18 protein-coding genes are annotated in these 21,963 nt (G+C 70.4%); 10 read left to right on the top strand and 8 right to left on the bottom strand.

From position 1 onward, the window contains the following. Positions 1-158: 158 nt before the first annotated feature. Together ACQPYY_RS28000 and ACQPYY_RS27995 are read left to right on the top strand one after the other, a co-directional pair. Positions 159-953 (top strand): enoyl-CoA hydratase/isomerase family protein, encoded by a 795-nt coding sequence (locus ACQPYY_RS28000; RefSeq protein WP_433591601.1) that lies wholly within the window; start codon positions 159-161, stop codon positions 951-953. A 319-nt stretch (positions 954-1,272) separates the two neighbouring features. Then, entirely contained in the window at positions 1,273-2,523 is a 1,251-nt protein-coding gene (locus ACQPYY_RS27995) for a class I adenylate-forming enzyme family protein (RefSeq protein ID WP_433591600.1), read from the top strand. 27 nt (positions 2,524-2,550) lie between these two features. On the opposite strand, the gene ACQPYY_RS27990 is transcribed toward ACQPYY_RS27995, so the two are convergent. Then, on the bottom strand, positions 2,551-3,285 hold the full coding sequence (locus ACQPYY_RS27990; protein WP_433591599.1) for a tyrosine-protein phosphatase: 735 nt from the start codon (positions 3,283-3,285) through the stop codon (positions 2,551-2,553). 419 nt (positions 3,286-3,704) lie between these two features. Between ACQPYY_RS27990 and ACQPYY_RS27985 the strand changes: the two genes are divergently transcribed. Further along, entirely contained in the window at positions 3,705-4,184 is a 480-nt protein-coding gene (locus ACQPYY_RS27985) for a TetR family transcriptional regulator (RefSeq protein WP_357283428.1), read from the top strand. Between the two features lie 56 nt (positions 4,185-4,240). Beyond that, positions 4,241-5,416 (top strand): amino acid deaminase/aldolase, encoded by a 1,176-nt coding sequence (locus tag ACQPYY_RS27980; RefSeq protein WP_433591598.1) that lies wholly within the window; start codon positions 4,241-4,243, stop codon positions 5,414-5,416. A gap of 49 nt (positions 5,417-5,465) precedes the next feature. Here the strand turns inward: ACQPYY_RS27980 and ACQPYY_RS27975 are convergent, their stop codons facing one another. Further along, positions 5,466-9,206 (bottom strand): AAA domain-containing protein, encoded by a 3,741-nt coding sequence (locus tag ACQPYY_RS27975; RefSeq protein ID WP_433591597.1) that lies wholly within the window; start codon positions 9,204-9,206, stop codon positions 5,466-5,468. A gap of 423 nt (positions 9,207-9,629) precedes the next feature. Here ACQPYY_RS27975 and ACQPYY_RS27970 point away from each other — a divergent pair, with 423 nt between their 5' ends. Beyond that, positions 9,630-10,373 (top strand): alpha/beta hydrolase, encoded by a 744-nt coding sequence (locus ACQPYY_RS27970; RefSeq protein WP_433591596.1) that lies wholly within the window; start codon positions 9,630-9,632, stop codon positions 10,371-10,373. Positions 10,374-10,379: 6 nt separating this feature from the next. Here the strand turns inward: ACQPYY_RS27970 and ACQPYY_RS27965 are convergent, their stop codons facing one another. Continuing rightward, positions 10,380-11,027 (bottom strand): phosphoribosyltransferase, encoded by a 648-nt coding sequence (locus ACQPYY_RS27965; RefSeq protein ID WP_433591595.1) that lies wholly within the window; start codon positions 11,025-11,027, stop codon positions 10,380-10,382. A 41-nt stretch (positions 11,028-11,068) separates the two neighbouring features. Beyond that, positions 11,069-11,872: a carbon-nitrogen hydrolase family protein gene (locus tag ACQPYY_RS27960; protein WP_433594750.1), complete on the bottom strand. Its 804-nt coding sequence runs from the start codon at positions 11,870-11,872 to the stop codon at positions 11,069-11,071. A gap of 272 nt (positions 11,873-12,144) precedes the next feature. On the opposite strand from ACQPYY_RS27960, the gene ACQPYY_RS27955 reads away from it, so the two are divergent. Then, positions 12,145-13,944, top strand: coding sequence for a DEAD/DEAH box helicase (locus tag ACQPYY_RS27955; RefSeq protein WP_379093924.1), 1,800 nt, complete (start codon positions 12,145-12,147; stop codon positions 13,942-13,944). 72 nt (positions 13,945-14,016) lie between these two features. Here the strand turns inward: ACQPYY_RS27955 and ACQPYY_RS27950 are convergent, their stop codons facing one another. Further along, entirely contained in the window at positions 14,017-14,775 is a 759-nt protein-coding gene (locus tag ACQPYY_RS27950) for a hypothetical protein (protein WP_433591594.1), read from the bottom strand. A gap of 164 nt (positions 14,776-14,939) precedes the next feature. Here ACQPYY_RS27950 and ACQPYY_RS27945 point away from each other — a divergent pair, with 164 nt between their 5' ends. The 3 genes from ACQPYY_RS27945 to ACQPYY_RS27935 all read left to right on the top strand — a co-directional run bounded on the left by ACQPYY_RS27945 (position 14,940) and on the right by ACQPYY_RS27935 (position 18,440). Next, complete coding sequence (locus tag ACQPYY_RS27945; RefSeq protein WP_433591593.1) at positions 14,940-16,109, top strand: acyl-CoA dehydrogenase family protein; 1,170 nt, start codon at positions 14,940-14,942, stop codon at positions 16,107-16,109. Between the two features lie 9 nt (positions 16,110-16,118). Next, positions 16,119-17,246: an acyl-CoA dehydrogenase family protein gene (locus ACQPYY_RS27940; RefSeq protein ID WP_433591592.1), complete on the top strand. Its 1,128-nt coding sequence runs from the start codon at positions 16,119-16,121 to the stop codon at positions 17,244-17,246. A 120-nt stretch (positions 17,247-17,366) separates the two neighbouring features. Continuing rightward, complete coding sequence (locus tag ACQPYY_RS27935) at positions 17,367-18,440, top strand: hypothetical protein (RefSeq protein ID WP_433591591.1); 1,074 nt, start codon at positions 17,367-17,369, stop codon at positions 18,438-18,440. A gap of 60 nt (positions 18,441-18,500) precedes the next feature. On the opposite strand, the gene ACQPYY_RS27930 is transcribed toward ACQPYY_RS27935, so the two are convergent. Next, positions 18,501-19,028: a hypothetical protein gene (locus tag ACQPYY_RS27930; protein WP_379093939.1), complete on the bottom strand. Its 528-nt coding sequence runs from the start codon at positions 19,026-19,028 to the stop codon at positions 18,501-18,503. A 303-nt stretch (positions 19,029-19,331) separates the two neighbouring features. Here ACQPYY_RS27930 and ACQPYY_RS27925 point away from each other — a divergent pair, with 303 nt between their 5' ends. After that, positions 19,332-19,580, top strand: coding sequence for a hypothetical protein (locus ACQPYY_RS27925; RefSeq protein ID WP_433591590.1), 249 nt, complete (start codon positions 19,332-19,334; stop codon positions 19,578-19,580). Positions 19,581-19,591: 11 nt separating this feature from the next. Here the strand turns inward: ACQPYY_RS27925 and ACQPYY_RS27920 are convergent, their stop codons facing one another. Next, on the bottom strand, positions 19,592-20,518 hold the full coding sequence (locus ACQPYY_RS27920; protein WP_433591589.1) for a hydroxymethylglutaryl-CoA lyase: 927 nt from the start codon (positions 20,516-20,518) through the stop codon (positions 19,592-19,594). Further along, entirely contained in the window at positions 20,515-21,732 is a 1,218-nt protein-coding gene (locus ACQPYY_RS27915; protein ID WP_433591588.1) for a CaiB/BaiF CoA transferase family protein, read from the bottom strand. The genes ACQPYY_RS27920 and ACQPYY_RS27915 overlap by 4 nt, the downstream gene beginning before the upstream one ends. Positions 21,733-21,963 lie beyond the last annotated feature (231 nt).

The raw sequence follows: 21,963 nt of genomic DNA, 5'->3' as shown, positions 1-21,963 counted from the left end.
CCCCGAGGTCTCGATCCTTCCCTCCTCCGCTTCGCTCCCCCGCTCCGTCGGTCCAGAATCGAGACGGCCGCGAACCTCGGGGTGATCTCCTCGCAGGTAGTCGTACCGATGTCGCGCCGCCTCTTTTGCGAAGGTAAGCGTCCGCATACATTCAGGGCATGACTGACTCGAAGCCCACCCGCCTGGAGCGCATCGTCACCGATGGCGGCGCGGATGCGGCGATCCTCACCATCGACCATCCGCCGCTGAACCTCTTCGACAAGGCGCTGATGGACACCCTCGCCTCGGATCTCGAGGAGCTGTCGGCGAATCCGCCCCGCGCGCTGCTGATCCGCGCCGACGGCAAGCTGGTGTCGGGCGGGGTGGACGTGCATGTCTTCGACGGGCTGTCGGAGGAGGAGGGCGCGCAGCTGTGGCAGGCCCTGTTCGCGCGCATCATCCACCCGCTCGAGGCGCTGCCGTGCCCGGTCGTCTTCGCCGCCCACTCGCTGACCCTGACCGCGGCCTTCGAGATGTCGCTGGCCTGCGACATCATCCTGGCCGCTCCCAAGGCCAAGTTCGGTCTGGTGGAGACCGTGGTGGGCCTGACCCCGTCCATGGGCGGCCCGCAGCGGCTGGCCGAGCGGGCCGGTTCGGGCCGGGCCCGCGAGTTCGTCATGACCGGTGACCTCTACGACGCCGCCACCATGGCCGACTGGGGTGTGGTCAATGCCGTGCACGAGGACGTGGACGCCGCCGCCCGGGCGCTGCTGGCCCGCCTCGCCGAGGGGCCGACACGCGCGCACGCGGCCACCAAGACGATTATCGAGGCCTGGCGGTCCGGCGGTGTCGCCCACGCCGATTCGGTGACCCCGGAGGTGTCCGGGCAACTTTTCGGCACCGCGGACCTGAAGGGCGCGGTGCGCAGCTTCCTGGAGGTCGGCCCCGGAAAGGCCACGTACACGGGCAAATAGACCCCGACCGGTCGAACCGGCTGCGCGCGCCCGGCGTGTCTAATGACGCCCGGGCGTGTCAAGCCGTCTACCTGCGATGGTGTCGGAGTGAGGGCGACACGAGACCGCTCGATCCGCATTCCGGACGCCCGGTCGTGAACGACATCCGAAATCCGACGTTTCCGCAGGCTCGATTGGGGGAACCAGGGTTTGGCAGGACGCCGATCTGTTTCCGTGGGGTCAAAGCCTGACATCCGTTTGCCGACAATCCGCCCACTTCTGTGATCTGCATCATATAGTCACTCATGCCTGGCAGGGCTTCGAGGCACTCGGAGGGACGATGTCGCAGTTACTCGTGGAATTCCCGCACACGCGAAACGGCTGGTGTGACAACCCGCTTGCGCGCGCCGCCGACGGCATCCTGCGCTACGGAAACCTCACCCCCGCACTGACCGAGCTACTCGACATCCAGGTCCACAATTTCGCCGCCCGCGAGGCCGTCGTCGAGATCGGCGGCCCCCGGCTCACCTACCGTGAGCTCTGGTACTCGGCCTCCCGCATCGCGGGCGGGCTGCAGGAGCACGGCATCGGCTACGGCGACCGGGTCGCGGTCCGCATGCCGGTCGGCGCCCGCTGGGTCCAGGCCTTCCTGGGCGCGCTGCTCTCCGGCGCGGTCCCGGTGCTGGTCCACGACGGCCTCCCGGACGTGGTGGCGGACCGCGTGATTCGCGACGCCTGCGCCGACTTCGTGCTGGACGGCGGCGGTACCGCGGCCGGTTTCGCCGCGGCCCTGCCCGACGGCGCGGCCTTCATCGACGACGGCGCGTCCCTGGGCGAGCTGGCGCTGCTCTCCTACACCAGCCCGGGCCCCGACACCGCCCCGCGCGGGGTGGAGCTGACCAACGAGAACCTGCTCTCCGCAATCCGATCCGTGGTCGGCGCGCTGGATCTGCCCACCGACGGCCTGCGCAACCTGGTGCTGCTGCCGCTCGCGCACGCCAGCGGGTGCGTGGATCAACTGCTGCCGACGTTCGCGGTCGGCGGCACGGTGGTGCTCACCCCGGACCGGTCCCTGGTGCCGCGGGCGCTGGTGGCCGAACGCATCGACATGGTCGCCGCGACCCCCAGCATCTTCGCCGGACTGCTGCCCGGCCTGGCGGGGCTGCGGGTGGAGCAGGTGCGTCAGGTGTGCAGCGCCGGGCACCGCGCCGAACTGGCCGCGGCCTCCGCCGCATCCGGTTCGGTCGCCGACACCCTGCGCGAGGTCTTCCCGGCCGCGCGGCAGTGGTCGGTGTGGGGCGCGACCGAGACCTCCGGCATCGGCCTGGCCCGCGACGACACCGCCCTGGACCTCGACGGCCACGACAGTGCCCGCGACACCCTCGGATTCGCCTTCGGGGGAACAGAACTCGCGTTGTGGGGCCCGCGCGCGGATGCCGGGTGCGGAGAATTGCTGTGCCGCGGTCCGAATGTGAGCCCGCGGTACTGGAACGATCCGAAGACCACCGAATCGCGCTTCACCGGGCCCTGGTTCCACACCGGGAACCAGGTCAGCATCACCGCCGACGGCTTGGTCCGCCGCGTCGGCTGACGCGCGGACCCGCCGGGACGCGGGCGCTCAGCCGAGCAGGCGGGTGTGCAGGGCGTCGCGGATCTCGATGGTGATGCCGATTTCGGTGAGGTAGCCGTCGAGGCCGCCGTAGAGGGCGTGCATCGAGGTGGTGGCGCACTCCAGGTATTCGGTGCGGACGCCGAGCAGGTCGTCGGAGACCTCCTTGTCGGACTCCGCGGTCATGAACGAGCGCAGCACCGGCACCGCGTCATTGCTGAGCAGGTAGTCGGCGAATACGTCGTCCTCGGTGACCCCGACCGCGCGCAGCAGCGTGGCCACCGCCCAGCCGGTGCGGTCCTTGCCGGCGGCGCAGTGCACCAGCGCGGTGCCGGCCAGTGTGGAGTCGGCCAGCGACTTGATCGCGAGGTGGGCCTCGGGCAGGGCCGGGAACTGGCGGTAGACCTCGAGCATGTGGGCCTGGGCGGTCGCCTTGTCGCGCGCCTCGTGCGGCGGGGTCTGGCCCATGCGGGAGTCGAAGGGCGTGACCCGCAGTCGCACGCCGTCCGGGATGACGTCGTGCCCGATGTACTCGATCTCGGCGTGTCCGCGCAGGTCGTGGATGTCGGTGACGCCCAGCGTGCGCAGGGTGTCGACACCGGCGTCGTCGATGCGGCTGAGCTGGGCGGACCGCAGCAGGACGCCTTCCTTGACGGTGGATCCGCCCACGGTCCGTGCTCCACCCAGATCACGGAAGTTGAAGGTGCCGGAGATCAGGAATTGGTCGTAGCGCGCAGAGGTCACGAGCTCAGGCTATCGGTGAGTGGGACTCGTGGTCGGCGATCGATCGGTGAGCGGGACTCGTTCGCGGCGAATCCGGGGCCCGAAAATGCGCTGTCGGGTGTGGGGTCGCGCACACCCGCTATGTGTGTCGCGCATACCGCCATAAAATACCGATTGGTCCAAACAACGGCTTTACCTGGCGATCGTTCAATTTGATCATTCCCAATCGATCGCGGGCCCGTTTCAATCAGGTAACAAAACAATCCTGAGGTACGTATTCGGCTATCAAAGCTGGTTGCAAGGCAAGTAAACGACGTAACATCGGTACCCGTTGAACGGGTACGCCGGGGTACAGGCCGGTGATCGATGCTGATCTGAAACCCGTTGAGCGAGCCGCGCAGGCAGAGGTGCGCGAGTCTTTTCGCTAAAGGGAGTCGTCGTTGAGCGCAAGTGGAGAAATCACCCAGGTCGGACTTCGTCCGGCCATGACCGAGGCCATCGAGGCCGCGGCCGGGTCGCTCGATTTCAGCGGTAATCGTGCGCTTCGAGTTCTGTTGCACGCGGGCGTGAGCACGCTGTGGCCGATCCTGAAATCCTCACCCGACCGGCAGCTGCGGGCCTACGAGTCGACCCTGTCGGTGCTGCGGCGGCGCTGGGAGAACCAGACCGGCTGCGTACCGGATCCGATCGCCACCGCCATGTTCCGCGAACTGGACGCCGATGTGACCGAGTTCCTGGATCTGTGCGCCCGCCGTTCGGGCACCCAGTGGCTGGAACCGGTCGACGCCATCGCCGCCTATCTGCTGGCCGTCATCCAGGGCATGGTGTTGCGCTGGCTGGCGGACTGCGATGACGAGATCTCGCTGGTTGTGCTGGACGACCTGGTCTCGTACCTGTCCACCAAGGCCGTCGACCTCTGAGGATTCGCCCGAACTTTGTGCTGGACGAGTGACCAGGTTCGTGGTCGAATGATCTGGTGACCGATTCGTCGCCGATCAGCGGGCTGCACGCGGCCACCGCCGACCTGGAACCACCGCTGGCCGCGGTCGACCTGACCGCCCTACGCGCCAATGCCGCCGATCTGGTGCGCCGCGCCCGCGGCGTGCCGATCCGGGTGGCCAGCAAATCCGTGCGTTGCCGCGCGGTGCTCGAGGAAGTGCTGGGCGACAAGCTCACCGCGTCCGGCGGCTTCGCCGGGATCATGGGTTACTCACTGCGCGAAGCGATCTGGCTGGTCCGCGAGGGTGCGCGCGACGTGCTGCTCGGCTATCCGACCGTCGACCGGCACGCGCTGGCCGAACTCGCCGCCGATCCGCTGCTGCTCGACTCCGTCACCCTCATGGTCGACGACACCGACCAGCTCGACTTCATCCGCGCCGCCGTCGGTGAGAAGGCCGCTCCCCGTGTGTGTCTCGACGTCGACGCCTCCCTGCGCATCGGCCCGCTGCACCTGGGCGTGCGCCGCTCCCCGATCCGCACCCCCGACCAGGCCGCGAAGCTGGCGACCGAAACCCGTTCCCGCGGTTTCCGGCTCGTCGGCGTGATGACCTACGAGGCCCAGATCGCGGGCTTGCCCGACACCAATCCGGCTGTGCGCCTGGTGAAGTGGGCCTCGGCCGCGGAGATCGGCAAGCGCCGCCGCCAGGTGCTGGACGCGGTGCGGTCGGTGGCCGGTGAACTGGAGCTGGTCAACAGCGGCGGCACCGGCTCCATCGAGGTCTCCATCAGCGACCCGGACGTCACCGAGGTGACCGCGGGTTCGGGCCTGTACCTGCCGACCCTGTTCGACGGCTACCGCAATCTCGCTCCGCGTCCGTCCATGTACTTCGCGGCTCCCGTACTGCGCCGTCCCGCGCCCGGGATCGCCACCGTGTTCTCGGGCGGCTACATCGCCTCGGGTCCCACGGGTGCGTCCCGGGTGCCGAAACCGGTGTGGCCCCTGGGCTTGAAGCTGATCGGCACCGAGGGCGCGGGTGAGGTGCAGACCCCGCTGACCGGCGCCGACGGGCTGCGGATCGGCGATCGTGTGTGGTTCCGGCATGCCAAGGCGGGCGAACTGTGCGAGCGGTTCAACGAGGTTCAGCTCGTCGACGCCGACGGCAGCCGCACCACCGTGCCGACCTATCGCGGCGAAGGCCACAACTTCGGCTGACCCCGAGTGCACCGAGTTCCGGCAGTCGGGGGAACTCGGTGGCGCGGTATCAGACCCGGTCGAGTTGCAGGACCGCGGCCAGGTCCGAGAGCTCGGCCGTGGTGGCCGGGAGGAATTCGGTCAGCAGCGGCGAGCGCACGATGATCGCCGACCACATGGCCCGCGAGATGGCGCTGGTCAGCCAGTGCCGCGACAGCAGCGCCCCGATGCCGTGCGGGGCGTCCTCGGGTGCGGAGGTGGTCATGGAGACCAGCACCACCGCCGCCTCGCGGCCCTGGAAGTGGTCGGGCGTGCCGACCAGCACGTCCTCGATCTTGGCCCGCGACAACAGGGTCCGGATGCGCGCCACCTGCGCGTGATACGGGGCCACCACCAGGATGTCGTGCGGGTGCAGGCGGCGGGTGACCGCCCCGGTGTGCCAGGGCAGGCCGAGTAGCGTCCGCACCTGGCGCACGATCTCGCGCGCCTCCTCGGCGGATTCGGTGCCGTTGCCGTGATGCTCCACCGCGACCGTGCGCACGCCCGGCGGAATGCCGTCGAGTTCCCGTGCCAGGGTGACGGTTTCGTTCGAGCGCAGCCGATTGTCGTAGCGCAGTCGCGACACCGGCCCGCACATGCGCGGATGCATGCGCCAGGTGCGGTCCAGGAAGTAGCCGTAGGCGGCGGGCAGGGTGCGGTGCGCGCCGAGTAGCCGGCCCAGGACGGATTCGGCGATGGGTTCGGGGTGGGTGCCGTGCGTCGTGGGCGGCGCGGGGTCGCCGACCAGCAGCAGGTTGCGCGCGCACACCGCCACCGCGGCCGCCTCGGCCAGCGGGAACTTCCCGGCGTCCACGATGACCAGCAGGTCCAGGCTGTCACGCGCGATGCGGTCGGGATCGGTGAAGTCGCCCGAGAGCCCGCCCACCACACAGCCGTTCACGGCATTGTCGAGGAAGCGCGGATAGCGGGACGCCTCGATGGGCAGCCATTCCGGGGCCACCGCGCGGCTGTCGGCCTTGGCCACCAGCTCCGGGAGCACGCCCACCTCGACGACGGCGTCCAGCAGGTGCTCGACCGCCCGGTGCGTGCGCGCCACCACCCCGACCCGCCACTTGTAGCGGGTGACGAGGCGTTCCACGGCGCGCGCGGTGGTGACGGTCTTGCCGGTGCCGGGCGGACCCTGCACGGCCGCATACGAATTGTCGAGGTCCAGCACGGCCGCGGTGACGGCGGCGGCGTGGTCGCCGAACACCTCGGGCAGCGCCGCGCCGGTGCGCAGCCGCGGCGGGCGGCGGGTGAGGATGTCGAAGACGGCCGTCTCGGGCACGTGGGGGAGCGTCACCAGCAGTTGATGTGCGGTGTCCTCCAAGGCTTCCGCGAGACGCGCGTCGGGGCCGGGCGGGCAGGGCGCGATGGCGGTGGGCAGCTCGTCGTAGGGCGCGCAGCCCTCGGGCAGGAACTCGACGACGCGCACCACGTCCTCGAAGCCCGCGTCCAGGGAGCAGCCGAGCACGGTGGCGTGCGCGGTGGCGCGCAGCCCCGGGGTGACGGCCATCCCGGGCGCGGCGTGGTCGTAGAGGGTGAGCACGGGGGTGCCGGGCGGCGGCGCGTTGCCGGTGCCCAGGCGTCCGGTCAGGGTCAGGTACCGGCGCAGGGGCCGCTGTCCGGTGCCGTGCCAGTCGGTGTCGACCGAACCGGAGTCGGCGACGAGTACGCCTGCGGTGTCGGCCCATTCGTCCACCGGGTGGTCGAGGCGGTCGTCGTGGGCCCAGCGCAGCGGACGGCGTTCGCGCCGGTGATAGCCGAGCGCGGCCGCGGTCAGTCCGGCGGCCTCCTGGGCCGGGCCGCGTCGGGTGCCCGAGCTCTCGGCGAATTCCCGCAGCGCGGCCTCGACATCGTCGGGCCCGGTCTCGGCGTAGTCGTAGGCCCAGCGCCGGCTCGGCCGCACCTGGTGTTCGGCGGCCAGCTCCAGCAGCCAATCCCGCAGGCGCAGAACCGCTTCGGCGCCGTGCCCGCTCTCCTCCTGGTTGGGCGGCAGCTGGTGCAGGTCGTAGGACCGCTCGCCGACCACCAGCGCGGCCCGCACCACCGGGTACAGATCGACCAGCGCGGGCAGCAGCTCCGCCACCGCGTCCTCGGCCTCGGAGTCGCGCTCACCGACGGCATCGAGCACCTCGCGCAGATCACCGCGGTAGTGGTGGATCCGCAGCTCCGGGAACTCGCGCTGCCGCTCCATCAGGAACTCCAGCAGCTCGTCCGCGTCGTCCCGCCGCCGGGTGAGCGACACCCCGCCGTCCCGCTCGCCGCCTCGAATCACGAAGGTGCGCTCGGTTTTCGGCAGCGCGGGCGCGGGCACGAAGCCCAGGTCGATGGTGCTCACGCCGGGCATCGGCCCGGGCTCGGCGGTGGCCACGCGATCTCCGACGGTCCCGGGAGCCGTCGCGCCGGGTGTTCTGGGGCCGAAACTCAGTGCCACCGGAGGGATGTCGGCGTTGCCGAGCCGGGCCGCGGTGTGTTCCGCCTCGCGCGGGTGTTCGGCGGTGTCGGTTTGTGCGTCGCGTGGGCCGTCGGCGCGGTGGCGGGCGTTGGCGGGATCGGCATCGCCGATCGCCGCGCCGAAACCCACGTGGACGATCAAATCACCTGCGGTGCGGCATATTCCGGCTCGGGGGCGGGCGGTTCCGCAGGTGTTGACCATGGGGATCGCGGCGCCGTCGGGTCCCGGGGGCGCGGTGACGCTGACGAACAGTTCGCCCGGGGCGGGGGCGGCCAGCGCGGCGAGAGCGGCCGGCTCGACGAGGCCGTGCACGGGGCGGCCGGTGCGTTCGCGCAGGATCTGGACCTCGGCCTGGCGCCGCAGGGTGGTGAGGGTGGCGGCGGGGATGCCGGTGACCGTGGAGTCGGCGACCGCGAGCCGGTCCACGGTGGTGATGCCGGCGTCGCGCAGGTGGGCGCGGGTGGCCGGGCGCATGCCCGCGACCAGCAGCAGGTCACGGCGGGCCTCGAGTTCGGCGGTGCAGGTGGGGCAGTGGCCGCAGGCCAGGAAGCGTCGATCGCCCCACTGCACGGGAAGTAGTTCGCCGAGTTTGGATTCCACGATGAGGTTCAGCCGCGCGCGCCGGGCCTGGTAGACCACCGCCATGTCGGCGAGCCGGTGGGTGACACGGACCCCGTCCTCCCACACCAGTGCGTGGGAGGCGGACCGGAAGCCGTTGTGCCGTAGGGCTTCCGCCGCCGCGGCCAGGCCGAGCAGGGTGGCGACCCCGCCGCGGCGTCCGGCGACCCCGGTCACGATGTAGTCGTGGCCCTCGGGTGCGTGGTCGCGGACCAGGAATTCGCAGCGCGCCGCGAAGTCGCCGTCGAACAGGACGGCCCCCGCGACCGCCTCCGCCGCGCCGCGCAGTGCCGCCGCGGTCTGCTCGTGCGCGGCCCGCAGTCCGGCCAGCGCCTCGTCCTGCGTGTGCTCGGGTGTCGCGGCCGCGGTGTCGCGGCGTAGCGCGCGGGGATGGTCGTCGGGTAGGCCCGCGAACGGGTCGGCGTCCGGGGGCGTGAGGGCGGCCACACCGAGGGTGGCCGCGGCGGCCCGGGACAGGCGGATGCGGGTGACGGCGTCGCCGTGGCGGTCGCGGAGGTCGGCGAGGCGGTGTTCGACGGCCGGGTCCGGGGTGCGCGTGAGCGCGCCGCGCGACGGGAACTCGACCGGGGTCACCAGTCCCAGTTCGGCGTCGAGCGCGCGCAGCAGCGCGAACTCACAACGCGCCGCCGCCACCAGGTCTCCGGTGCTGCACACGACACGATCACCGAACAGCATCAATCGCGGCCCTCCTGTGCCATTGCTCCGCCCGCCCGGCCGGGGATCGTCACGTGCCGAGTCGGCCATAGCGTAATGACTGCGGGCGGTGTGATGTGCCGCCAGGTGGGGCCCGCGCACCGGGTCGGCCCGGTCGCGAGCCGCCCACGTCAGCGTGCGTTTGCGGGCGGTGTTGGGAGACAACGCGACTCGTGCGGGGCGCGGTGGCCGGAGTCGGCTCAACGCCCGGTCGGACGCCAGAAAACGCCCCGCCATTCCGGCGTGTCGCCCGGCGGGCGAGACCGGGTCGCCCGTCCGGTCCGGCCGGAGGGACCGGCCCCGGACCGGAAACCCGGGCCGATCGTTCGGTCCCTCCATTAATTACTGACCAGTTGCCTGTTCGGAGCTTCCCCACAGCCGCCTCCGGTCTGTCACAATCTGCCGATGCGTTACCTCGCGGGCGCTCGCGGCCGCCTTCACTACCGACGATGGCAGCTCGACCATGCCCAGGCCGTCCTGGCTCTGCTGCCCGGGATCGGCCAGCACAGCGCGCACTACCATCGGTTTGCCCGGGCGCTCGCCGCGCACGGAATCGAACTCTGGGCCCTGGACACCTCGGGCCACGGTCTCAGCGAAGGAGACCCGGAGCGGCCCGGCAATATTCACGAACTGGCCGCCGACGCGCGCATGTTCCTGGATCAAGTGCACGAGCACTCCGACTCCACGCCCTTCCTGATGGGTCACTCGCTCGGCGCGGCCACCGCGCTGGCGGTGCTGCGGGACGCCGAACCGCGAGACTTCTCCGGTCTGGTGCTGTCCGGTACGCCGCAGGCGGTGCTGGAGGGCCGGTCGCCGAAATCCGCCCGCGGCAGCGCGGTCGCGAATCGTGGCCGGTCCCAAGCCGTTTCCGGCGGAAGTTCGGCCGAGGCCCGCTCCCGGGCGGCGGCGGCGACGGCCAGCGAATCGGACTGGCCGGGCCCCCGGCTGCCCGAGGGCCTGCCGGTGCTGATCGTGCACGGCGCGGACGATCGGCGCGCGCCGATCGACCCGGTCCGGGCCTGGTCCGAACAGGTCGGGGCGCGCTTCCTCACCTATCCCGACACCGGCCACGATCTGCTGCACGAGCCCGCGCACGCGGCGGTCACCGCCGAGGTGGTCGATTTCGTGCACGCCCGCTCGCTGGTCTGACGGCGGTCACCGTTCCTGATCGCGGGCGGTGGCGGGCCGCAACAGCCGCACCACCTCCGCGTCGGTGAGCTGGTGGAAGTCGCGATACGCGCCGCCCACGCCGCCGAGATAGCGCGGCACCATCGGGCACACCACCTCATCGGCGACGGCCCGGATCCGGTGCAGCGCTTCGGCCGAGGACACCGGCACGGCGACGACCACCCGCCGGGGCTGGTGCCGGCGCGCGATCTCGCATCCGGCGGCCACGGTCGCGCCGGTGGCCATGCCGTCGTCGACGATCACCACGGTCCGGTCGGTCATGTCGATCGGCGGCCCCTCGCGCAGCACCCGCCGCCGCCGTTCCAGCTCGGCGCGTTCGACGTGCTCGATGTCGATCAGCTGCTCCGGGGACACCCCGGTGTGCCGCATGACGTCGTGATTGAGGACCCGCACCCCGTCCTCGCCGATGGCCCCCATGGCCAGCTCCGGCTGCCACGGCACTCCGAGCTTGCGGACCAGCAGCACATCCAGATCGCCGCCGATCGCCTCACGGACCGCCACCGCGACCGGAACCCCGCCGCGAGGCAGTCCCAGCACCAACGGATCCGCCGCGCGCAGGTGCCCGAGCACCTCACCCAGCGCGCGCCCGGCGGCCCCGCGATCCGGATAGATCATCGGTATTCAGTCTAGTTGCGTGAGCATCGGCTCACCGGGGCTCAGTCGCCCCGGATGGTGTACCGGCGCAGCGCCAGGCTGGGGTTGGTGGCCCGGACCTCGCCCAGGTACGCCAGGTCGACGCGGGCGGTGGCGATGCCCGGCTGATCGCCGAGTTCGGCCAGCACCGCGCCGGTGGGGGCGACGATCATGGAGGCGCCGGAGCCGCGCGGCGCGGCCTGGTCGGCGGCGGCCACGTACATGGTGTTCTCGATGGCCCGGGCCCGCAGCAGGGTGGTCCACTGGTCGACCTTGCCGGGGCCGGGAATCCACTGCGCGGGCAGCAGCAGGGTGTGCGCGCCGGCGGCGGCCAGGCGGCGAATGCCCTCGGGGAATCGCAGATCGAAGCAGGTCTGCATGCCGAACACGACGCCGTCGACGGTGAAGGTCTGGGACTGGTCGAGCGGGCCGGGGATGAGCAGGTCGGATTCGCGGGAGCCGAAAGCGTCGTAGAGATGAACTTTTCGGTACACCGCGGCGAACTCGGCATCCGGGGAGGCGGCGACGAGCGTGTTGTAGATATGCCCGGCGGGCTGGTCCGGGCCCCCGGCCTCGACCACGCCGGCGACCACGTGCACGCCGAATTCGGCTGCCACGCCGCGCAATCCGGTGACGAACTCTCCGGTGAGCGGCTCCGCGGCGGCCAGCACCCGCTCGTCGAGGCGCTTGGTGGCGAACATCGAGTACTCGGGGGCCACCACCACCTTCGCTCCGAGTTCGCTGGCCGCTTTGACCTCGGCGCGCAGAGCGGTGAGATTGGCCACGGTGTCGGTGTGCGGATCGAACTGCACCACCGCCACGTCCACCGACCCCGCGGGCGCGGCGCCGGCCTGCTGCCGGGCCGCGGCGCCGGACTCGGGGACGGCCGCCGCCACGGCTCCCGAGCTGGCCGCATCGGGCGAGGCCAGGGTCCCGGCGGCATAGCTGTGGACAGGAGCGGCTTCGGTATTTCCGAGTCCGGAAACCGGACTCGAGGGCGTCGGGAGGGCGGGCGCGGGCGGGTTGTCCGGTTGCACGACTCCCAGGGTATTCACCCGATGGTCAAGCCCGCAGCTAGCAGGCAGTAAAATCCATGGCAATGAGCACCTCACCGGCCGACAGCGTTCCCACTGACGACGAGAGGGACGTTTCCGGCCCGTCCTTCGCCGATCTCGGGCTCGATGACCGCATTCTGCGGGCCATCGCCGATGTCGGCTACGAATCGCCGTCGCCGATCCAGGCGGCGACGATTCCGCCGCTGTTGGACGGCCATGACGTGGTGGGTCTCGCCCAGACCGGTACCGGTAAGACGGCGGCGTTCGCCATCCCGGTGCTGCAGGGCATGCACGGGGCGGGCAAGGCGCCGAAGGCGCTGGTGCTGGCCCCGACTCGTGAGCTGGCGATCCAGGTAGCGGAGGCGTTCGGCCGGTACGCCACCCATATGCCCGGAACGCATGTGCTGCCGATCTACGGTGGTCAGAACTACGCGGTGCAGCTGTCGGGGCTGCGGCGCGGCGCCCAGGTGGTGGTCGGCACCCCGGGTCGCGTCATCGATCACCTCGAGCGCGGCACGCTCGACCTGTCGGAGCTGCAGTACCTGGTGCTCGACGAGGCCGACGAGATGCTCAAGATGGGCTTCCAGGAGGACGTCGAACGTATCCTGCGCGACACGCCCGCGGAGAAGCAGGTCGCCCTGTTCTCGGCCACCATGCCGACGGTGATCCGCAAGATCTCCAAGCAGTACCTGAAGGATCCGGTCGAGATCACGGTCAAGACCAAGACCTCCACCAACACCAACATCACCCAGCGCTGGGTGCAGGTGTCGCATCAGCGCAAGCTGGACGCGCTGACCCGCATCCTCGAGGTGGAGCCCTTCGAGGCCATCATCATGTTCGTGCGCACCAAGCAGGCCACCGAGGAGTTGGCCGAGAAGTTGCGCGCGCGTGGGTATTCCGCCGCGGCCATCAACGGTGACATCGCGCAGGCGCAGCGTGAGCGCACCATCGGCCAGCTCAAGTCGGGTGTGCTCGACATCCTGGTCGCCACCGACGTCGCCGCCCGCGGTCTGGACGTGGAACGCATCTCGCACGTCGTCAACTACGACATCCCGCACGACACCGAGTCCTACGTGCACCGCATCGGCCGCACCGGTCGCGCCGGCCGCACCGGGACCGCCCTGCTGTTCGTGGCCCCGCGCGAGCGCCGGTTGCTCGACGCCATCGAGCGTGCCACCCGCCAGCAGGTCACCGAGATGCAGCTGCCCAGCGTCGAGGACGTGAACGCGCAACGCGTCACCAAGTTCCACGACGCCATCACCGACAACCTGGCCTCGGACAACCTGCCGCTGTTCCGCAAGCTCATCGAGGAATACGAGCGCGAGCACAACATTCCGCTGGTGGACATCGCGGCGGCGCTGGCGGTCGGCGGCCACGACGGCGACAGCTTCTTCATGGAGCCCGACCCGGAGCCCGCCCCGCGCGAGCGCCGCGAACGCGCCCCGCGTTCCTTCGACGATCGCGAGCGCGGCCCGCGCGAACGGCGTGAGCCCGGCGTCCCGTCGCGGCACCGTCAGACCGGCGCGGAACTGGTCACCTACCGGATCTCGGTCGGCAAGCGCCACAAGGTCGCCCCCGGCGCGATCGTCGGCGCCATCGCCAACGAGGGCGGCCTGCGCCGCAGCGACTTCGGGCACATCAGCATCCGCCCGGACCACTCGCTGGTGGAGCTGCCCGCCGACCTGTCCAAGGAAACGCTGAACGCGTTGAGCCGCACCCGGATCAGCGGTCAGCTCATCGAGCTCACCCTGGACGGCGGCCCGCCCGGACAGCGCTCCATGAGCCGCGCCCCGCGCCGCGAGGGCAAGCGCCCGGACCAGCATCGGCGCAAGCCGCGCTTCTGACACAGCGCTCCGAAACGACGACGCCCGCATCCGGAATGGATGCGGGCGTTGTGTTTTCGGTGGTGGCGCGGTCTAGGCCGGAGCGCTGCCGGAGCCGGAGTTGTCGGCCGGGGTCTGTGCGGGAGTGGTCGGCGCGGCCGGGCTGACGGAGGGGGTCGCACCGGAGGCGTCCGGGGCCGCCGGGGTGGTGGCGGGCGGGGTGGCCTGGACCGCGGGGGCGTCCGGGACGGTCGAGAGGCCGACGGTCGGGAGGACCACGCAGCGGGCGTTGGGGTAGTCGATGGTGCCCCAGAGCGAGGCGATGATGGTGCCCGGCCCGGTCTCGACGGTCTTGGACAGCGTCGGGAGGCTGTACTCGGTGTGGTCGTCGAGGGGGACGATGCCGCTGCGGCCGTTGTTCACGTTCAGCCAGGCGACGGTCAGGCCGGAGGACAGGGGGAAGCCGTTCTGCTGGGCCATGACCTGGAAGCTGACATTGCCCGCGGGCAGCGACACCGTGGTGGCCGGGCCCGCGACGCCGGTGACGGCGGTGGCCGAGGTGAGGCTGAACGGCATGTTGAAGCCGCAGCCCAGGGTGGGGGCCAGGTACGAGAATGGTGTGAACTGAACGTTTTCCAGCTTCGCGGCGGCGACCAGCTGGGCGGCCTTGGCGATGTCGGCGACCGCGGTCTTGCCCGCTACGTCGTCGCCGACGGCGTGGGCGAGCTGTTCGACGCCGGTCTCGGCGGGAGTGCGGGGCTGATCGGCAGTGGCCGTGGTGGTGCTGAGGGCCGCGGCGGTGGTCATCGCGGCGATCGCCGCCGTGCGCCGGAAAAGCGTGCTGCCGTTCACTCTGGCTGCTCCTGCGTTGCGGGTGTGGGGTTCTCGGGCAACCTACCAGTTCAGGTCGGTCCCGGTGCCGCCGAGCCGCCCCGTCGGTGTGATCCGGGTGACAAATGGATCGTTACCGGGGGGTAGGTTTGATGGCGACATCACAGCGACGCTCGGGAGAAGCAATGAAGCTGGCCCTTTCACCCGATGAGGTGACATTCCGGGACGAACTGCGCGAGTTCTACCGGACCAAGATCCCGGCGGAGATCCGTGACCGCGTCAAATACGGTCTCGAGCTCTCTCGCGATGACATCGTCACCACCCACCGCATCCTCAACGAGAACCACCTGGCCGTGCCCAAGTGGCCGGTGCAATGGGGTGGCCGCGACTTCTCGCCCATGCAGCTGCACATCTGGGAAGACGAGATGCAGCTGGCGTCGGTGCCGGAGCCGCTCACCTTCAACGCCCAGATGATCGGCCCGGTCATCGCCCAGTTCGGCTCCGAGGAGCTCAAGCAGCGCTTCCTGCCGCCGACCGCCAACCTCGACATCTGGTGGTGCCAGGGCTTTTCCGAGCCCGACGCGGGTTCGGACCTGGCCTCGCTGCGCACCACGGCGGTCCGCGACGGCGAGTCCTACATCGTCAACGGCCAGAAGATCTGGACCACCCTGGCCCAGTACGCCGACTGGATCTTCTGCCTGGTCCGCACCGACCCGAACGCCAAGAAGCAGGCGGGCATCTCGATGCTGCTCTTCGACGTGAAGACCCCGGGCGTCACCATCCGCCCGATCAAGCTGATCGACGGCCACCACGAGGTCAACGAGGTCTTCTTCGAGAACGTCCGGGTCCCGGCCGACCAGCTGGTCGGCGAGGAGAACATGGGCTGGACCTACGCCAAGTTCCTGCTCGGCAATGAACGCACCGGCATCACCGGCGTGGGCCGCACCAAGGTCAAGCTGGGCGTCGCGAAAGAGCATGCGGCGCAGATCCGTTCGGGCAACAGCACGCTGCTCGAGGATCCGGTCTTCGCCGCGCGGGTGGCCGAGATCGAGAACGAGCTGCTGGCGCTGGAGCTCACCCTGATGCGGGTGATCTCGAATTCCAGTGACGGCAAGCCGAATCCGGCCTCCTCGGTGCTGAAGCTGCGCGGTTCGGAGTTGCAGCAGGCCGCCACCGAACTGCTGCTCGAGATCGCCGGTCCGGACGCGCTGCCGGTGAACGCCGCCGACATCGCCTCGCCGGGCTGGGCGCAGCGCAGCGGCCCCGGGTACCTCAACTACCGCAAGACCACCATCTACGGAGGCTCCAGCGAGGTGCAGCGCACCATCATCGCCTCCACCATCCTCGGATTGTGAGCCGCCGCCATGGATTTCGAACTCACCGATGAACAGGTCATGCTGCGCGATACGGTCCGGGACCTGCTGGGCCGCGCCTACGACCCGGAGACGCGTCTGAAGGTCATCGACACCGAGCTCGGCTGGAACCGCGACGTGTGGCGGCAGCTGGCCGAATTGGGCGTCCTCGGACTGCCTTTCGACGAGGCGGACGGCGGCGTGGGCGCGGGCCCGGTCGAGACCATGGTCGTCATGAAGGAGATCGGCCGCCGCAACGCGCCCGAACCCTACCTCGACGCCGTGCTGGTCCCGGGCGGGCTGATCGCCCGCGCGGGCAGCGCCGACCAGCGGCAGCGCGTGCTGCCCGCGCTCGCGGGCGGGGAGGCCCTGCTGGCCTTCGCGCACGACGAGCCCGGCGCCCGGTGGCCCGCGACCGATCTGGCCACCACCGCGGTGTCGGACGGGGACGCCTACCGGATCACCGGCGTCAAGAACCCGGTGCCGCACGGCGACTGCGCCGACCAGCTGGTGGTCAGCGCCGCGCTGCCCGGCGGGGGAGTCGGGCTTTTCCTGCTCGCCGCCGACGCCGACGGCGTCACCCGCACCCCGTTCCGCACCTTCGACGGGCGGCGTGGCGCGCAGCTCGAATTCGCCTCCGCGGCAGCCGAACTCCTCGGCGAGGGCGGCGACGCCCAGCCGGTGATCGACGCGGTCACGGTGGCGGCGCAGGCGAGCCTGTGCGCGGAATCGCTGGGCGCGATGGAGGAGTCGATGCGGCTCACCACCGATTACCTGAAGACGCGCAAGCAGTTCGGGGTCACGCTGTCGAAGTTCCAGACGCTGACCCAGCGGGCCGCGAACATGTACGTCTCGCTGGAGCTGGCCCGCTCCATGAGCCTGTACGCGACCGCGGCGGTGGCCGACGGTTCCGCGGACCGGGTCGCGGCGTCGCGGGCCCGGCTGCAGGTCGGCCGCTCGGCACGGCACATCGGGCAGGAGTCGATCCAGATGCACGGCGGCATCGGCATCACCACCGAGTACCCGGTGAGCCACTATGTCGCCCGGCTCACCGCCATCGCCCGCACCCTGGGCGGCGACCTGGAGCACCTGCGGGTGCTCAGCGATCGGGTCGGCGAGTACAGCCTCGTGGAGTTCTGACCCGGAGCCCCCGAACGCACCCCGCTCGAGCCACGAGCGGGGTGCGTTCGGGTGTCGGTCCGGGGTGCGAAGCTGAAATTCCGGTGTCGGCATACGGATTGGCGGGCGTAGGGTCGGAGCATGGGAGGAGACGCCGTACGGCTGGACGGGAACACCCTGGTGTTGCCCGGTGAGGTGGGGGTGCGGTTCATCCGCACGCTGAGACTGCCCGAGCAGGGGACGCATCCGCTGCCGCCCGGGCTCGGTGAGTTCCCGGTGCGGCGGGTGGCGGACTACGCCGCCTCGGTGCCGCCGGAATGGGCCGAACGTGGTGGCGTCATGCTGCCCATGTATCTGCGCGAGGCCATGTGGCTGTCGTTCTCCGCGAAGGAGCCCGCGGCGCTGCAGATCGGCGTGGGCAAGGTGTGCGCGGTGTCGGGGAAGCCGTGGAGCGCCCGGCTCGATCGCGATCCGCAGAACTACGTGGTGCTGCCCCGGCAGCCGTGGCTGGACGGCATCAATTCCGGCAAGGGCACCATCCGGCAATTCGTCGCGGTGCCACTCGGATTGGGCGCGACCGTGGAGGGCCAGGTCACCGGGGAGGAGACCTGGGGCGGGATTCAACTCCAGAACTTCGCGCTCAACGATCTCGAACTGGCGCGCTGGCGCAAGGCCGAGGAGGAACGCCGCGAGCGGGCGTCCCGGCGGCGTTACCGCAAGTCGGGTTCCGCCTTCCTGGCCGGAGCCCCCGGCGCTCTGCCGCCCCCGGCCGCGGCTCCGGCCTACGGCGCGCCGCCGGCCCCGGGTGGTCATCCGGCCGGGGCGCCGCGCGCCACCGCCATGGGACTGGGCGTCGGCGGCACCATGCGGCAGCAGATCTACAAAGACGAACGCCCCCTGGCGGATTGGTCCACCGAACGCTCGGGTCGCGTCTTCGTGCACCTGGTGACCCCGCCCGACTGGCGGCGCATCACCGGCGAGGCCGCGCCGCCGTCGCCGGTCGACCGCGCCGCGTACACCGCCGCCGGCCTACCCTGGTTCGACTACTTCGATTCGGACGCAACCGATCTCGCGCCCGCCGATCCGCTCGCGAAGGTGGTCCCGGTCGGTGACTGGCTGGGTGACGACCTTGAACCGTGGCAGCCGCCGGCGCCCGGTCAGGTACATCAGCTGGGCGACAAGCAGGGCAAGCCCGTCGAGGACGGCGACTGGTAGAGGCCGGTCGTCCGAGGCGTGCCGAACGTCGAAGGCGCGCTGGTCGTCCGAGGTGTTCGACTAGTTGTCGGAGGTGTCCGAAGCCGCGTGGTCCGTGGGCGAGGCGCTCGGGGGCTGCGTGGTCTCCGGGCGGGTGGTGACCGGCGCCTCGGTGGTGGTGCGCGGGGATTCCGTTGTGGTCCGGCTGGATTCGGTCGTCGCCGGCCGGGTGGTGGTGGTCGGGCGGGCCGGGGTCGAGCGGGTATTGCTCGGGTCGGCCGGATCCTCCGGGGTGCCGGTGACGGTGGAGATGGGAGCGCGCCGCGACGGCTGGTCGGCGGCCACCCGCCAGGTCGGGGACGGCGGGATGACGATCGCCGGGGTGGCGGAGGCGCCGCTCTTGGCCGAAGTCACCGGGGCCGCTTGCAGATCCGCGTTGAGCGGCGGCGGCGCGACATAGGTGTCGGTGTGGCCGAGACCGCACGCGCCGAGCAGGATGAGCCCCGCCGAGACCGTGCCGACCGCGGCCGCGGCGTACACCACGGGCTTGGGCAGGCGACGCCACGGGGTGACCGCGTGGTCGTCCGCGCGGGCGTTGCTGCCGTCCATGAGTGGCACTCCTGATTCGTATCGAGTGGGCTCACCCTAACGGAGGCGATGGGCATCGGCCAGGCGGGTGGTCGGTTCGATCGGAGGACCCGTTCGACGCATTTCCGGGGCCTCGAAAATATCTCAAACAGCGGTGATTCAAATATCGAATTAGTAAACTCGGCGCGTTTTGCATACGCGTCGCATGGACTTTCCGTTGCCGGGCCGTAATGTGTGTCCAAAGTTACACAAGAGACGCTCGAAATTAGCCGAGGGGCGCGCCGAAGATTCGCGAACCTGCCGGGCGTCACCGAGGAGTGGATGATGGGTGCATTCTCGATATCCCCGCTGCGCGCATCGGCGCGCTCCGGAGAGCCTGCGGCCCCTCCGACGCCGCGGGTGCCGGTGCTCCTGGCCCGCATCGCCGCCTGGCTGTTCTTTCTGGGCGGCCTCACCGGTGCGATTCTCGGTATTGCCGGACTGCGGGTGGAGATCACCGTCGCGGGTTTGATCCTGGCCTGTACCGCGGGCCTGATTCTGCTCAAGATTCGCGCCGACGCGCACGATAGCTAATTTCTAGCGAATCAATTCCGGTTGGTAATTGTCCACTCGAATGCCGTGGCTTCCGAGTTCGCGCCTTCGATGGTCCGGGATCGATTCGGTTCGCCGAGTTCTTTCAGCAAATCCCCGGAAATGCACACCAAGTCCGACAATACGGACGGTGTGAACCATTCCGGCCGGGTCGCGAACAACAGATCCTCGCTCGAGGTGTTCCCGGAGGCGCCCGGCGCGAACGGGCAGCCGCCCAGCCCGCCCAGCGAACCGTCCACGACGCCCGCGCCCGCGGCCAGCGCCGCCAGCGAATTGGCCACCCCCATACCCCAGGTGTCGTGCCCGTGGAAGACGATGCGGTGCTGCGGAGTTCCCCAGTGCCCGGTCGCGGCCACCGAAGCCACCAGTGCGCCAACCTGACCCGGATACGCTTGCCCGAGGGTATCGGCGATCACGATGTCCGCGGCGCCCTCCGCGCGCGGATCGGCCGCGATGGCCAGCACCCGCGCGGGATCCACCGGCCCGTCGAACGGACAGGTGAAAGCCGTTGCCAGGCAGAGCTGGATGCGCCCGCCCGCCTCGTGCGCGTACCGCACCGCCTCCGGCATGGCGGCCAGGCTGTCCTCGGTGGTGCGGCCGATATTGGCCTTGTTGTGCGCGTCCGACACCGAGAAGCAGTACTGGAAGTTGCGCACCCCGGCCTCGGCGGCCTTGGCGACGTGCCGCGGCGTGGCCACCCACACCCAGCAGCGATCCAGCTCCTCGGGTGTCAGCCGTTCGACCAGTTCGAGGGTATTGGCCATGGGCGGCACCAGATCCGGGCGTGCCATGGAACCGATCTCCAGCTCCGGCACGCCCGCGGCCAGCAGCTGCCGGGCGATCTGGACCTTGCGCTCGGTGGGCAGCACCTTCCCGGTGAGCTGCAGTCCGTCGCGCAGCGTGACATCGCGCAGGGTCATGACTTCGCCTCCAGGGCATCGATCTCGGCGTCGGTCAGGCCGAGCAGCTCGGACAGCACCTCGCGGGTGTGCTCGCCGAGGTCCGGGCCGACATTGCGGATGGGCAGCGATTGCCCGCCGATCACGGGGACGATGCCGGGGAAACCGACCTCCTTGGGCTCCGGCTCACCCACGTCCACCGGGAAGGGCTGGATCATATTGCGCGCCTTGTACTGCTCGTCGGCGACGATGTCGGCGGCGGTGTAGATGGGCCCGCACGGGATGGCGGCCGCCTCCAGCACCTTCAGCGCTTCCTCACGGGTGCGCAGCCGCGTCCATTCGGCGATCGAGGCGTCCAGTCGATCGCGGTTGCGCCAGCGTCCCGCGTTGTCCTGCAACTCCGGGTCGGCGGCCAGGTCGGGACGATCGATGACCTGCATGTAGCGCTGGAAGATGGCATCGCCGTTGCCGCCGATGATGATGCTGTAGCCGTCACTGGTCGGATAGGCGTTGCTCGGCGCGATGCCCTCCATCCGCCCGCCGACCCGCTCGCGATTGATGCCGTAGGCCAGATAGTCGGGCACCAGCGATTCCATCACCGAGAGGATGGACTCGTTCAACGCCACGTCGATGACGCGCTGCTCCAACGGAACCCGCCGCACCCGTTCCCGCTGGAACAAGGCCATGACGGTGCCGAAGGCGGCGTAGATGCCCGCGATGGAATCGCCGATGGACACGCCGACCCGCACCGGAGGCCGATCCGGATCGCCCACGAGTTCCCGCAGCCCGCCGACCGCCTCGGCCACCGCCGCGAAGCCCGGCCGCTGCGACAGCGGACCGGTCTGCCCGTAGGCGGAGATCCGCGTGATCACCAGATCCGGATTCGCCGCGTTCAGCACCTCGGGCCCGAGACCCCACTTCTCGAGCATCCCCGGCCGGAAGTTCTCCAGCAGCACATCGCACTGTTTGATCAGGTCGAGCACGATCCCGCGCCCCGCCTCGGTCCGCAGATCCAGCGTGATCGACTTCTTGTTCCGGTTGACCGTCCGGTACAGCATCGAGGTATCGCCGCCGTACAGCCGCCAATTCCGCAGCTCGTCACCGGTTTCCGGCCGCTCGACCTTGATCACCTCGGCGCCGAAGTCCCCGAGTATCCGCCCGGCCGTAGGCGCGGCGACGTAATTTCCCAACTCCAGAACCCGAACCCCGTCGAGCGGCCGAATCTCCGTGTCCAATGTGCCCTCCGCTTCGCTACGGGCGGGTTCGCGGCCCTGGAAGTCTCGTTCTTCCCTCCCTGCGCTCCTCCGCTTCGCTCCCCCGCTCCGCTCAGTCCAGAACGAGACGGGCCGCGAACCATTATGGTGCAGCGCACAGTGCGCGAGGGCTACGGGTTCCTCCGATGCGTGCGGGTCGGAGGAACCACCGGGTGAACGACGAAAGGCCGGTGCGACGACGAGAGGTTGGTG

The sequence above is a fragment of the Nocardia sp. CA-145437 genome (assembly GCF_050956485.1).
In the GTDB taxonomy this organism is placed as follows: Bacteria; Actinomycetota; Actinomycetes; order Mycobacteriales; family Mycobacteriaceae; genus Nocardia.
This window is presented reverse-complemented; position numbering and strand designations above follow the sequence as displayed.

Bases quoted from the DNA above. Each gene is read 5' to 3' on its own strand.
- ACQPYY_RS28000 (WP_433591601.1), top strand. From the start codon at position 159: ATGACTGACTCGAAGCCCACCCGCCTGGAGCGCATCGTCACCGATGGC.
- ACQPYY_RS27995 (WP_433591600.1), top strand. From the start codon at position 1,273: ATGTCGCAGTTACTCGTGGAATTCCCGCACACGCGAAACGGCTGGTGT.
- ACQPYY_RS27975 (WP_433591597.1), bottom strand. From the start codon at position 9,206: ATGCTGTTCGGTGATCGTGTCGTGTGCAGCACCGGAGACCTGGTGGCG.
- ACQPYY_RS27970 (WP_433591596.1), top strand. From the start codon at position 9,630: ATGCGTTACCTCGCGGGCGCTCGCGGCCGCCTTCACTACCGACGATGG.
- ACQPYY_RS27965 (WP_433591595.1), bottom strand. From the start codon at position 11,027: ATGATCTATCCGGATCGCGGGGCCGCCGGGCGCGCGCTGGGTGAGGTG.
- ACQPYY_RS27955 (WP_379093924.1), top strand. From the start codon at position 12,145: ATGAGCACCTCACCGGCCGACAGCGTTCCCACTGACGACGAGAGGGAC.
- ACQPYY_RS27945 (WP_433591593.1), top strand. From the start codon at position 14,940: ATGAAGCTGGCCCTTTCACCCGATGAGGTGACATTCCGGGACGAACTG.
- ACQPYY_RS27940 (WP_433591592.1), top strand. From the start codon at position 16,119: ATGGATTTCGAACTCACCGATGAACAGGTCATGCTGCGCGATACGGTC.
- ACQPYY_RS27935 (WP_433591591.1), top strand. From the start codon at position 17,367: ATGGGAGGAGACGCCGTACGGCTGGACGGGAACACCCTGGTGTTGCCC.
- ACQPYY_RS27930 (WP_379093939.1), bottom strand. From the start codon at position 19,028: ATGGACGGCAGCAACGCCCGCGCGGACGACCACGCGGTCACCCCGTGG.
- ACQPYY_RS27925 (WP_433591590.1), top strand. From the start codon at position 19,332: ATGGGTGCATTCTCGATATCCCCGCTGCGCGCATCGGCGCGCTCCGGA.
- ACQPYY_RS27920 (WP_433591589.1), bottom strand. From the start codon at position 20,518: ATGACCCTGCGCGATGTCACGCTGCGCGACGGACTGCAGCTCACCGGG.